This is a genomic window from Ruegeria sp. AU67 (genome assembly GCF_900312795.1).
GTDB lineage: Bacteria > Pseudomonadota > Alphaproteobacteria > Rhodobacterales > Rhodobacteraceae > Ruegeria > Ruegeria atlantica.
In genome coordinates this window covers 122,701-134,489 of the sequence record NZ_OMPH01000026.1, presented here as the reverse complement: position 1 = coordinate 134,489, position 11,789 = coordinate 122,701, and the positions used below count along the sequence as shown (strand labels likewise).

General features: G+C 57.5%; 11 protein-coding genes and 1 riboswitch. Of the genes, 1 reads left to right on the top strand and 10 read right to left on the bottom strand.

Going from position 1 to position 11,789, the window contains the following annotated elements:
- Positions 1-5 precede the first annotated feature (5 nt).
- The 9 genes from aroA to miaB form a co-directional block, all read right to left on the bottom strand.
- Positions 6-1,358, bottom strand: a complete 1,353-nt coding sequence (gene aroA, locus DK510_RS13635; RefSeq protein ID WP_109312559.1) for a 3-phosphoshikimate 1-carboxyvinyltransferase — start codon at positions 1,356-1,358, stop codon at positions 6-8.
- Positions 1,359-1,426: 68 nt separating this feature from the next.
- Positions 1,427-2,137 (bottom strand): tRNA (guanosine(46)-N(7))-methyltransferase TrmB, encoded by a 711-nt coding sequence (locus tag DK510_RS13630; protein ID WP_109312622.1) that lies wholly within the window; start codon positions 2,135-2,137, stop codon positions 1,427-1,429.
- A gap of 103 nt (positions 2,138-2,240) precedes the next feature.
- Positions 2,241-3,422 (bottom strand): methionine adenosyltransferase, encoded by a 1,182-nt coding sequence (metK, locus tag DK510_RS13625; RefSeq protein WP_109312558.1) that lies wholly within the window; start codon positions 3,420-3,422, stop codon positions 2,241-2,243.
- Between the two features lie 5 nt (positions 3,423-3,427).
- A riboswitch (SAM-SAH riboswitch) is annotated at positions 3,428-3,476 on the bottom strand.
- A 45-nt stretch (positions 3,477-3,521) separates the two neighbouring features.
- Entirely contained in the window at positions 3,522-5,015 is a 1,494-nt protein-coding gene (lnt, locus tag DK510_RS13620) for an apolipoprotein N-acyltransferase (protein ID WP_109312557.1), read from the bottom strand.
- Positions 5,012-5,899, bottom strand: a complete 888-nt coding sequence (locus DK510_RS13615) for a hemolysin family protein (RefSeq protein ID WP_058279463.1) — start codon at positions 5,897-5,899, stop codon at positions 5,012-5,014. Before DK510_RS13615 ends, lnt begins: the two co-directional genes overlap by 4 nt.
- 36 nt (positions 5,900-5,935) lie before the next feature.
- On the bottom strand, positions 5,936-6,430 hold the full coding sequence (gene ybeY, locus DK510_RS13610; RefSeq protein WP_109312556.1) for an rRNA maturation RNase YbeY: 495 nt from the start codon (positions 6,428-6,430) through the stop codon (positions 5,936-5,938).
- Positions 6,431-6,469: 39 nt separating this feature from the next.
- Entirely contained in the window at positions 6,470-7,492 is a 1,023-nt protein-coding gene (locus DK510_RS13605; protein WP_109312555.1) for a PhoH family protein, read from the bottom strand.
- Between the two features lie 154 nt (positions 7,493-7,646).
- Positions 7,647-8,402 (bottom strand): outer membrane protein, encoded by a 756-nt coding sequence (locus DK510_RS13600; protein ID WP_234999079.1) that lies wholly within the window; start codon positions 8,400-8,402, stop codon positions 7,647-7,649.
- 193 nt (positions 8,403-8,595) lie between these two features.
- Positions 8,596-9,915: a tRNA (N6-isopentenyl adenosine(37)-C2)-methylthiotransferase MiaB gene (miaB, locus tag DK510_RS13595; RefSeq protein ID WP_109312554.1), complete on the bottom strand. Its 1,320-nt coding sequence runs from the start codon at positions 9,913-9,915 to the stop codon at positions 8,596-8,598.
- A 120-nt stretch (positions 9,916-10,035) separates the two neighbouring features.
- Between miaB and DK510_RS13590 the strand changes: the two genes are divergently transcribed.
- The gene (locus DK510_RS13590) at positions 10,036-10,899 is read left to right on the top strand and encodes a hypothetical protein (RefSeq protein ID WP_109312621.1); all 864 of its coding nucleotides are present in this window, start codon (positions 10,036-10,038) and stop codon (positions 10,897-10,899) included.
- A gap of 29 nt (positions 10,900-10,928) precedes the next feature.
- Here DK510_RS13590 and DK510_RS13585 read toward each other — a convergent pair whose 3' ends face one another.
- Entirely contained in the window at positions 10,929-11,726 is a 798-nt protein-coding gene (locus tag DK510_RS13585; RefSeq protein WP_109312553.1) for a phytanoyl-CoA dioxygenase family protein, read from the bottom strand.
- Positions 11,727-11,789 lie beyond the last annotated feature (63 nt).

The following is an 11,789-nucleotide window of genomic DNA, read 5'->3' as shown; positions in this document are numbered from 1 at the left end:
CAAACCTACCGATTATTACGCTGCAACTTCGCACCCAACGTGGCCATCAAAGGTTCAAAAATCGGGAACGAGGTGGCGATCGGGCCCGCATCGTCGACGGTTACACCCTTTTTGGCCCCCATCCCCAAAATCATGAACGACATGGCGATCCGGTGGTCCAGAAAGCTTTCGCAGGTGCCGCCACCGGGGACGTTGCCGATGCCCAGCCCTTCAACCGACCACCATTCATCACCTTCTTCGACAGTTACACCATTGGCGCGCAGGCCCCGAGCCATTGCGTCGATCCGGTCGCTTTCCTTTACGCGCAGTTCTTTTACGCCGCCCATCATCGTGACACCGGTGGCATTTGCCGCAATCACGGACAAAACCGGGTATTCATCAATCATCGAGGCCGCGCGTTCCGGTGGAACATCGATCCCCTTCATATCCGGCGAGTACTTTGCGCGCAGATCGGCGACAGGTTCGCCGCCCTCTTCGCGCTCATTCTCATAGGTCAGGTCTGCACCCATCTCGCGCAGCGTAGTGAACAACCCCGCACGGGTGGGGTTCAGGCCGATGCCCGGCACCAAAACGTCCGACCCCGGCGTGAGCAGCGCCGCGCAGACCGGAAAGGCCGCGCTGGACGGGTCGCGTGGCACGGCAATGACCTGTGGTTTCAACTCGGGGCGACCGGTCAGAGTGATAACCCGGCCCTCATCAGTGTCCTCAACGGTGATTTCCGCACCAAAGCCCGCCAGCATCCGCTCGGAATGGTCGCGTGTGGCCTCTTTCTCGATCACCACAGTTTTGCCGGGGGCATTGAGGCCAGCCAGCAGCACCGCAGATTTTACCTGGGCGGAAGGCACGGGTACCTCGTAGCGCACCGGCGTGGAGTCAGCCGCGCCAACGATAGTCATCGGCAAGCGCCCCCCTGAACGGCCCACCGATTGCGTTCCAAACAGCGCCAGCGGATCTGTGACCCGCGCCATGGGGCGTTTGTTCAGGCTCGCGTCGCCCGTAAAAGTCGCAGAAATCGGACAGGTCGCCATCGCGCCCATAATCAAGCGAACACCGGTGCCCGAGTTGCCGCAATCAATCACCTGATCGGGTTCAGCAAAGCCACCGACACCTACACCATGCACAGTCCATTCGCCGCCGCCGTGGTCAGTGACCTCAGCCCCGAAGGCGCGCATGGCCTTGGCGGTGTCCAGAACATCTTCGCCTTCCAACAGGCCCGAGATCTTGGTCTCGCCCACGGCCATCGCACCCAGGATCAGCGACCGGTGCGAAATAGACTTATCGCCGGGCACCTCTGCCGTTCCGGTCAGCGGGCCGCAAGGATGCGAGGTCATCGGGATGGGCGTGCCGTGTCCGGACATGGGGGCTCCTGTTTTCGCTATCAGTTCAAGGCGGATTAGCGAATTGGGGCCGGTTGGTCCAGCCGCAATCAGTCTTTGCGGCGGAAGGTCAGGTAGTGTGGCGTACGGCCTTCACGCAGAGCCTTCTGTTCATAGCGGGTGGAAATCCAGTCATCCCACGGCTCGCGCCAGTCAGCAGGACGCTCGGCCAGCCATTCGAACCCGGCGCGCGGCACCTCTTCCAATGTCTGGCGCACATAGTCGGGAATGTCCGTAGCAACGCGAAAAATAGACCCCGGCTTCAGGGCACGGGCCAAAGGCTCCAGATGTTCCTGCGTCACGAAACGGCGACGGTGGTGCCGTGTTTTTGGCCAGGGATCAGGATAAAGTAGAAAAGCGCGTGAGATGCTGGCCTTGGGCAGAACATCGAACAGATCGCGCACATCGCCCGGATGCACCGCCAGATTTTCGACTCCGGCCTGACGAATCTTACCCAACAGCATAGCGACGCCGTTGATATACGGTTCGGCCCCAATAATGCCGATATCGGGGTTGCTGGCAGCCTGGTGAACAAGATGCTCACCCCCACCAAAGCCGACCTCAAGCCAGACCTCCTTGCCACCGAACAAACCGATAAGCTCCAAGGGATGGCGTTCGGGATTGGTTTCCCAATCCACCGCACCCGGTGACAGTGCATCAAGGTCTTCGTTCAGATACGTCTTTTGACTGGGCTTCAGGGTTTTCCCTTTGAAGCGGCCATAGAAGTTTCTGCGCGGGCGTTGTGGGGTTTGGGTGCTCATGGCGGTGGCCATACTGCGACGCCAAGGTTGGTTCAAGAGGGGCGTAGCAATCAGCGGCCAACAAAAAAAGCGCGCCGTTGTCGGCGCGCTTTAATTATTCGGATCAGACGGCCGCTTTCAGCGCATCCGCCAGATCAGTCCGTTCCCAGCTAAAACCGCCATCCGCCTCGGGTTCGCGGCCAAAGTGGCCGTAAGCCGCCGTGCGCTGATAGATAGGTTTGTTCATCTGCAGGTGCTGCCGGATTCCGCGCGGGGTCAGATCCATGACCTGGCCTACAGCCTTTTCAATCTCGGCGTTCGAGATTTCACCTGTGCCATGTGCATCTGCATAGATCGACAGCGGTTTGGACACGCCGATCGCATAACTCAGCTGGATCGTGCAGCGTTCTGCCATTCCGGCGGCCACAACATTCTTGGCAAGGTAACGCGCGGCATACGCAGCCGAGCGGTCCACCTTGGTCGGGTCCTTACCCGAGAACGCGCCCCCGCCGTGCGGGGCTGCGCCACCATATGTGTCTACGATGATCTTGCGCCCGGTCAGACCTGCGTCACCATCCGGGCCACCGATCACGAATTTGCCAGTGGGATTCACGTGCCACTCGGTTTCGTTGCTCAACCATCCTTCGGGCAGTGATTCACGAATGTAAGGCTCGACAATCGCGCGGATGTCGGCGGAACTCAGCGCTTCGTCCAAGTGTTGTGTCGACAGCACGATCGAGCTGACACCCACAGGTTTTCCATCACGGTAAACGACTGACAATTGCGACTTGGCATCAGGACCGAGCGCGGGTTCGCTGCCATTTTTGCGCACATCGGCAAGACGGCGCAGGATCGCGTGCGAATACTGGATCGGTGCCGGCATCAGCGCGGGCGTTTCCGTGGTCGCATAACCGAACATGATGCCCTGGTCACCGGCACCTTCGTCCTTGTCCGCGGCTGCATCCACACCTTGTGCGATATGCGCGGACTGTTCGTGCAGCAGGTTCGTAACCTCGACGGTTTCGTGGTGGAACTTGTCCTGCTCGTATCCGATATCTTTTATACAGGCGCGCGCAATCTCGTCGATGCGGCCCATGTAATCGTGCAGCTTTTCCTGATCAGACAGACCTACTTCGCCACCGATGACGACCCGGTCGGTCGTAGCAAAGGTTTCGCACGCCACGCGCGCTTCGGGTTCTTCATTCAGAAATGCGTCAAGCACTGCATCGGAGATCCGGTCGCAAACCTTATCCGGGTGCCCTTCGGAAACAGATTCCGAAGTAAATGTGTAGTTCTGTCGGGACATGAAAGTGCTCCATTAAGATTATCCCATCACGTCAGGAAGCCGTTGTAATGAGCATGCAACGGGATACGCATCAAGAAACACAGCGTCAATGCGAAAATACTATTGCTGTTCTCTGGCGTTGCGCCAAAGCAGCGCAAAAAACGCCAACAGCGCGACGAAAACCGGTGCATCACCCAGCCGGGCGTACACAGTCGGAGCCAGCGCCTTAGGCAAAGTCGCATCGACAAAACCGGCCTGCCCCAGGGGCAATGCTTCCGTAACCCGACCCAGTGGGTCAATCATCGCCGACACTCCGGTATTGGCCGACCGCATCATTGGCAACCCTTGCTCGATGGCGCGCATTTGCGCCTGAGCCAGATGCTGATACGGCCCCGAGCGCGTTCCGAACCACGCATCATTGGTGATCTGCAGCAGAAAATCGGCACGACCTGGTGCAGACAAGACATCCTGAGTGAAGACCGCCTCATAGCAGATAAGGGGTAATGCCTTCCCCAGCTTGCCAGCGTCCATCAGTGCCGCACCCGGTCCGGCGCTAAAGCCATTACCGGTGGTGGCAGCCATTCCGTAAATTCCGAACTGGGCCAAGATGTCACCAAATGGGACATATTCGCCAAAGGGCGCCAGATGATGCTTGTCGTAAAGCCCCTGCTGCCGGCCATCTTCATCCAGATAGATCATCGAATTGTAAATGCGCGGGCCGTCCCCTCTCTGAATACCCAGAAATACGGGCGTCCCCTGCGCGACATCGGCGATTGCGGTCAGATAAGGCTGCGCACTGCCTAGCCATGCAGGAACCGAGGTTTCCGGCCAGACAATCAAATCCGGTCGCGGGGCCGCCGCCGTAAACTCTAGTTGTCGGGCAAAAAACAGCGGGGCGTAATCCGGGTCCCATTTCTGATGCTGGGGCGCATTTGGTTGAATGAGGCGAACAACACTGTCAGTGTCCGTAACAGCCGGGCGCGACGCGGCATAAATCAATGCGAAACACGCGGTTCCAACGGTCAGGCCTAACGGCACCACGTAGCCGTTGCGCTGCGACAGCGCGGCCCCAAGCGGCAAAGTCGCCAGCAAAGTCACCGCGCCCAGCCCATATGGCCCGAACAGAGACAAAAGCTGCGCGCCCTGTGTGTTCACCCAGACCTGCGCCAGCCCCGCCCAGGGAAACCCCGTCAGGACATACCCTCGGGCAAATTCCAGCAGTGAGATTGAAATCGCCAGAAACACGGCCTGTGATACGCCATCGCTGTCGGGACGCCGCACCAGCCAAAAAGCTAGCGCCCAAAACAGCGCGAGGCCGCCTGCCATGAATGTTAGGGCAAAAGGCGCCATCCATCCGTGACGTTGGGCATCAACAAGGAACGGTTCGACAATCCAACTGAGCGCATGTGCGAAATACCCGGTCGCAAAGGCCCAGCCCAACCACGCCGCCCTCGCCCGCGTCTCAGTCGTAAGAAATAGAGGTGACAGCAGGATCAGTGCGATCACTGTTGCCAGCCAAATGCCGAGCGGAGCAAGCCCAAACGCCGCGGCCGCGCCCAGCAGAGCTGCGGATATTAACCGCAGCCAAAACGGCCAGCCCTGTGCAGGGTTCATTCAACGCGATCCGGCAACATGACACGCAGACGTTTGATCCGGCGCGGGTCGGCATCGATCACCTCGAACTCGGGACCTTCGGGATGCAACACGACCTCGCCTCGTGCGGGAACGCGACCAGACAGCATGAAGACCAATCCGCCCAACGTGTCGATTTCTTCCTCGTCCACGTCTTCGTGACTTGTCAGAGAACGCCCGATCTCGGCCTCGAAATCTTCTAGCGGAACGCGCGCCTGCACAACATAGCAACCGGGCTTGTCCTGAATCCAAAGCTGACCTTCGTCGGCATCGTGCTCATCGGCGATCTCACCGACCACCTGTTCGATCAGATCCTCGATCGACACCAGACCATCAACACCGCCGTATTCGTCAATCACCAGCGCCATATGGCGGCGTTCGGTCTGCATCTTCGTCAACAACACGCCAATAGGCATCGACGGCGGCACAAACAACAAAGTGCGCAGCATCGAGACCAGATCAAACTCTGAACCCGTGCCATTAAATCCGTGCGTAAGCGCAAAATCCTTGAGGTGCACAAACCCCAAAGGCGTATCAAGCGTTCCCTCGTAGACGGGGATACGGGACAGGCCGCTGTCGCGGAAAACCTGGGCCAGCTCATCCTTGCTGATTGTCGAGGGCACAGACACGATTTCCGCGGTCGGAATAGCCACATCTTCGACCCGCATTCGCCGCAGGTTAATCATGCCGCGAGGCTGAACCATGTCGACCTCATGTCCATTGGTCGCGCTGACCTCTTCGTCGCTCTGCGGCGAGAACGCGTCCACTATTCGAGAAAAGAAGCCAGCATTTTTGCTGGCATTTTCACCGCTGTCCTTCGGTTGCGCGCTCTGCGCCGCCATAGAACTGCCGTCTGTATCGCCCATAATCCTGTTCCAAATGATCGGCCAATGCGGCCACTATTACATACTATATGGGTCATCTATACCCATTTTGCCAAGTATCTCGACCTCGACCTCTTCCATCAAAGTGGCGTCGGGGTCACGGATGTGGTCATAGCCCAGCAAGTGCAACACTCCGTGAATGATCAGATGCGTGACGTGATCGTCCATAGTTTTGTTGGCGTCGGCCGCTTCGCGTGCGCAAGTATCAAAGGAAATCGCAATGTCGCCCAGCGCGATTTCGCCCGTAAAGTCTGGCGCGGGTCGGGCAGGTCTCTGCCCCGCTTCGTCAGCGGTCAGATCTTCGGCTGGCCAACTCAGCACATTGGTCGGAGTGGGCTTTTCCCTAAATTCCGCGTTCAGATCAGCTATTCGCGCATCATCGCAGGCCAGCAGGCTGACTTCGCACAGCTCGGCGTCCAGATCGCAAAAGTCCAAAACAGCTTTTATCGCGCGCGCGGCCAACGGTTCAAGCTGTTGCCAGCGCGCATCTTCGATCGTCACTTCCAGGTTCATCTCACCGTGTCCAAAGCCCTGTGGCCGCAACCGGGACGACTATGCTTTTTCGCGGCCCGAGTCGGCCTCATACGCTTCGATTATGGCGGCGACAAGCGGATGGCGCACAACATCCTTGGACGTGAAATAGTTGAAGCTGATATTCGGGATCGTGCTCAACAAACGCTCGGCATCAGCCAGACCCGATTGAACACCACGCGGCAGGTCGACCTGTGACCGGTCGCCGGTGATCACCATTCGGCTTCCTTCACCCAGACGGGTCAGGAACATCTTCATCTGCATTGTCGTCGCGTTTTGCGCCTCATCCAGCACAACAAACGCATTCGCCAAGGTACGTCCCCGCATGAAGGCCAGCGGCGCGATTTCGATTCGCTTTTCTTCAATCAGTTTGGCCAGTTGCTTGCCCGGCAGAAAATCATTCAAAGCGTCGTACAACGGTTGCATGTAAGGATCGACTTTGTCTTTCATGTCGCCCGGCAGATAGCCCAGCTTTTCGCCAGCTTCGACTGCAGGGCGGCTGAGGATGATCCGATCAACATGGCCTCCGATAAACATCGATACGCCAGCGGCGACTGCAAGATAGGTCTTACCCGTACCGGCAGGGCCAATCCCAAAGGCAAGCTCGTTCTGGAACAGGGACTGGACATATGCCTTTTGCGCATCTGTGCGCGGCTCGACCAGTTTCTTGCGCGTCTTGATTTCGACCGTGCCGCCTCTGAACATCTCAAGCTGATCACCGTCGCGGCTGCCGGTTCCCGTCTCCGAACCACCCATCCGCAACTCGCGGTCCACATCGGCCGCTTCGACGTCACGTCCGCCTTCCAGGCGTGTGTATAGCGCCTGCAAAACCTCGATGGCCTGCTTCTGGACGTCTTCGTCACCCATAACGGCCAGCTGATTCCCGCGGCGCACAATTTGAACAGATAGCTTTTGCTCAATATCTGTCAGATTGCGGTCATATTCCCCGCACAGGTCTATTAACAATCGGTTGTCTGGAAACTCAACAAACGCTTCGCGCTGAGGCATTTCATCTTGCGGTGGGTTTAGGGCACCGATGGCCAATCCGCTCTCCTGTCTTGGCGTTTCACCTTGAGCGTAGACAGGAAGTCTTGGTGGGCGCAAGCCACAGTTTCATTTTTTCCGCCCAAATGGCAAAACCGCCAATGCGCCCGGCCCGTGCGCGGCACCTGCTGGCGCCGCTGTTTTAGTCGGCGTGTCAGAACCGATAGTTCAAACCCAGCTTCAGACCGCGATATTTCGGTGTCGATCTGGTTGAGGTTCCATTGCCGAAATCCACGTTTTCAGCGCTGAACTGAACGTATTCGAACTCACCCGTGATCGACCAGTGTTCGGTCAGGTTATGTTCGGCCCCGATGCTGGCGGTAAAGCCGCTGCGTCGGCCGCCACTTTCGAAGAATTGCGAGCCCCCCTGGACAGCCTGTCTGCTTGTTGTGTTGATGTCGCCATTCACATATCCAGCCGACACAAAATACAACACTGTACCGCTTTTATTGGTCAGGCCATTGCGCAGCCGAATCGAGAACACGTCCGATATTTCGGAACCGCCCGTGACCGTCTGGCCGTTGATCTGGTTGGAGGCGTCATCGCTAAGCGAGCCGAACTCGTACCCAAGCTCAAACCCGTAAACATAGTCGCGCCCGCCGCGCGCAGGCAAAACGCCGCGCCACCCGGCACGCACGCCACCCAACGAACCGCTCAGGTCCAGGTCGCCTACTTCCGAGGTTCCGCCGGGTCCAGTCAGTCCAAATCGATCGTCGCCCCCGAAAGCGTACGCGCCCGTAGCACCCAGATAAAAGGCGCTGACGTCACTGCCGAACCGTTTTGGGTTGACGACAGGAGGGTCAGAGAGACCTTGATCCAGATTGCCTGCAGCGGTCACGCCGGGAAGCACCGAAACAGCGATCGCGGTGGTAAGGGCGGATCTCAACAGCCGCCCAGAAAAACGTTTCAAAGTCTTCACTCGTACCCTTTCCATTCACCGACCTGCCCATCCCATCGGCAAGAGATGAGGTTTCCCAAAGGCACAAAACACTCGACCCTTAAGCAACCTGATTTTTCTCGGAACATAATTCCGAGTAATAAATCAAGGGTAAATTTGGAATTAACAAAACCGTATGGTTTTCAAAATCCAAGTAACGGACACGTTACCGCAACGCGCCCGCCAATGAATTTGCGCCCGAGGACATAATCCGGACATCGCGCAATTCGCCCACCGCAACATCAGCGTCAGACACGTGAACCGAATGAAGATACTCGGATTTTCCGACCATCTGACCTGGCAGGCGACCCGGTTTTTCAAACAGAACTTTCACGTCCCGACCAACCATCGCGTCCTGAATCTCGCGCTGGTGACGTGTAATCAACCCCTGAAGCCGCTGCAGACGGTCATCCGCAGCCTCGGGATCAACCTGAGACCGCTCAGCCGCCGGTGTTCCGGGGCGGGTCGAGTATTTGAACGAATACGCATATCCGTATTTGACCTCTTCCACCAAATCCATGGTGGCCTGAAAATCCTCTTCGGTCTCTTCAGGGAAGCCGACGATGAAGTCGCCGGACATCACGATATCCGGGCGCGCAGCGCGAATACGCTCGATCAGGCGCAGATAGCTCTCGGCGGTGTGGCTGCGGTTCATTCGCTTGAGGATGCGATCCGAACCCGACTGAACCGGCAGATGCAGATAAGGCATCAGCTTGTCGCACGTCCCGTGCGCCTCGATCAGGTCGTCGGCCATGTCGTTGGGGTGTGAGGTGGTGAACCGGATCCGCTCCAGCCCGTCGACCTTGTTCAGCTCCCAGATCAGACCGGCCAGCGTCATATCACCATTCGGACCAGCGCCGTGATAGGCGTTGACGTTCTGCCCCAGCAGAGTGATTTCGCGCACCCCGCGTTCGACCAGATCGTTCGCCTCGCGCAGGATACGATCGGCGGGACGGCTGACTTCGGCACCGCGCGTATACGGCACCACGCAGAAGGCACAGAACTTGTCGCAGCCTTCCTGCACCGTCAGAAATGCGGTCGGTCCGCGTTTTGCCTTGGGGCGGTTTTTAAGTTTTTCGAATTTGTCTTCTTCGGGGAATTCCGTGTCCAGCGCCTTGACACCGGTGCGCGTCTTCGCCTCCATCTCGGGCAGGCGGTGATAGCTTTGCGGACCGACAACAAGGTCAACAATCGGCTGGCGGCGCATAATCTCTTCGCCTTCTGCCTGTGCAACACATCCCGCAACGCCGATCTTGAGGTCGGGCTTTTCAGTCTTCAAACCTTTGAACCGGCCAAGCTCGGAATAGATTTTTTCCGCAGCTTTTTCCCGAATATGGCAGGTGTTCAGCAAGATCATATCCGCATCATCGGGGCTTTTGGTTTCCACGTAACCCTGACCGCCCAGCGTTTCCGCCATACGCTCGCTGTCGTATACGTTCATCTGGCAACCATAGGTCTTGATGTACAGCTTTTTGGGTTCTGACATGAAAACGGCCTTTGCATTCGCGGGATCGGCGTCGTCTATACCCTACGAACGCCGCTTGCAATGGCGACGCGATTACCCGATTTTGACCCGAAACTCCAGCAAGGCGGCAGCGGACAGGCAATGCAATACGAATCTCTCGACTCTTTCCTGCAAACGGGCAAGGCCGCTTTGGCAAAGGGACCCCTCGCATTGGTTTTTGTCGAAGATGACGTCGAAACTGATAGCACCATCCGTCACCATCTGAATCTGGGCTTCAAGTCCTTGATCGTGTTCATGCCGCAGGAATTTGCGCTGGACGCCGAACTTGAGGATCAAGTTCACCGCGTCTCTCTCAGCTGCGTCCCGCGCACCGTCGTGTTTGAGACGATCAACAAGATCATTCAGGCGGCGCCAAGTTTGTGGATGTATTACTGCTTCAACGCCGAGTACCTCTTTTTTCCCTTTTGCGAGACGCGTTCCATCGGTGAGATGCTGGCGTTTCATACCGAAGAGCGCCGCGACTCGATGCTGAGCCATGTTGTCGATCTTTATGCCGAGGATCTGAACGAATTCCCGAACGGCGTGGCACCTGAACACGCGATGATGGATCGCACCGGGTATTTTGCCCAGGCGCGGCTGGATTCAATAAAGCACCCGAAGGAGCGCCAGCTGGATATGTCTGGTGGTTTGCGATGGCGGTTCGAGGAACACGTTCCCGCACAAAGCCGCCGAATTGATCGGATCGCCCTATTCAAATCCAAACAAGGATTGTCATTGCGACCGGATCACACGTTCAACGACGAAGAATACAACACGTATTCCTGCCCGTGGCATCACAACCTAACGGCTGCGGTGTGCTCGTTCCGGGCAGCCAAAGCCTTGAAAACCAACGCAGGATCTACTTTTGACATTCCGACATTCCGCTGGCGCAATTCGATTCCGTTCGAATGGTCGTCAAATCAATTGCTTGAGATGGGGTTGATCGAAACGGGCCAGTGGTTCTGACCCGTCTCTTTGACCTTTTCGGTGTCTGATCACCGTTTCAACAACATTGGAAACCAATCTTCACGCAGGCGCTGGCCGGGCACCATGTCATGCCCCGGAAACGGCGGAGATGTTCGTCCTGGCCGCTCGACATAACGCGCATCGTCACCAACCAACCTCAGTGAAAACGCGCGACGGCGGCTGTCAGATTGATTTCCCCGCGCGCCGTGAAGCGTGCGATAGTTGAAGGCAACCGCGTCGCCCGGCTCCATCTCGAACTCGACAACCCGCATCCCTTCGGCATCGGGGTCCGGGGCCGGGATGTACTGGCCTTCGTCAGGAAAGAACCCATCTTCCGAAACCCAGCGGGTCGGCAAGACCTCTTTCTCCCACCGGTGCGAGCCTGCCACGCAGCGCAGCGTGGCTTGCGTGACCGGATCAAGTGGCGACCAAAAGCTGATCGTTTGCTGCCCTTCGACAAAGTAGTACGGACCATCCTGATGCCACGGCGTCGCCATCGAGGTTCCGGGCTCTTTGACCAAAACGTGGTCGTGGAACATCTGCACTGTATCCGACTGCATCAAATCTGCCGCGACTTCTGCCGCCGGGGATTCGTGAATGACCGTCTGAAATTGTTCAATGCGCGACCAATTGCAATAATCGTCGAAAAACCGACCCGTCTGGCCTTTTTTCTTGTTCTCGGATGCATAAGGTCCGGGATCCGCCATATTCGCTGCCACCCCTTCGCGCAGGGCCTCAACGTGATCGGCAAATAGCCCTTTGATCAGGACTACGCCGTCCCGTTGATAGGTGTCGATCATTTCGTGAGTAACCATGGGGTGCATCATGTCTGTCTCCGTGCCGGTAGTACGACGATCTGCACATGGATGACCCCTCTGTTCAAATAATAT

Excerpts from the sequence above, each read along its gene's own strand:
- aroA (WP_109312559.1), bottom strand. The coding sequence starts at position 1,358 with ATGTCCGGACACGGCACGCCCATCCCGATGACCTCGCATCCTTGCGGC.
- DK510_RS13630 (WP_109312622.1), bottom strand. The coding sequence starts at position 2,137 with ATGAGCACCCAAACCCCACAACGCCCGCGCAGAAACTTCTATGGCCGC.
- metK (WP_109312558.1), bottom strand. The coding sequence starts at position 3,422 with ATGTCCCGACAGAACTACACATTTACTTCGGAATCTGTTTCCGAAGGG.
- lnt (WP_109312557.1), bottom strand. The coding sequence starts at position 5,015 with ATGAACCCTGCACAGGGCTGGCCGTTTTGGCTGCGGTTAATATCCGCA.
- DK510_RS13615 (WP_058279463.1), bottom strand. The coding sequence starts at position 5,899 with ATGGGCGATACAGACGGCAGTTCTATGGCGGCGCAGAGCGCGCAACCG.
- ybeY (WP_109312556.1), bottom strand. The coding sequence starts at position 6,430 with ATGAACCTGGAAGTGACGATCGAAGATGCGCGCTGGCAACAGCTTGAA.
- miaB (WP_109312554.1), bottom strand. The coding sequence starts at position 9,915 with ATGTCAGAACCCAAAAAGCTGTACATCAAGACCTATGGTTGCCAGATG.
- DK510_RS13590 (WP_109312621.1), top strand. The coding sequence starts at position 10,036 with ATGCAATACGAATCTCTCGACTCTTTCCTGCAAACGGGCAAGGCCGCT.
- DK510_RS13585 (WP_109312553.1), bottom strand. The coding sequence starts at position 11,726 with ATGATGCACCCCATGGTTACTCACGAAATGATCGACACCTATCAACGG.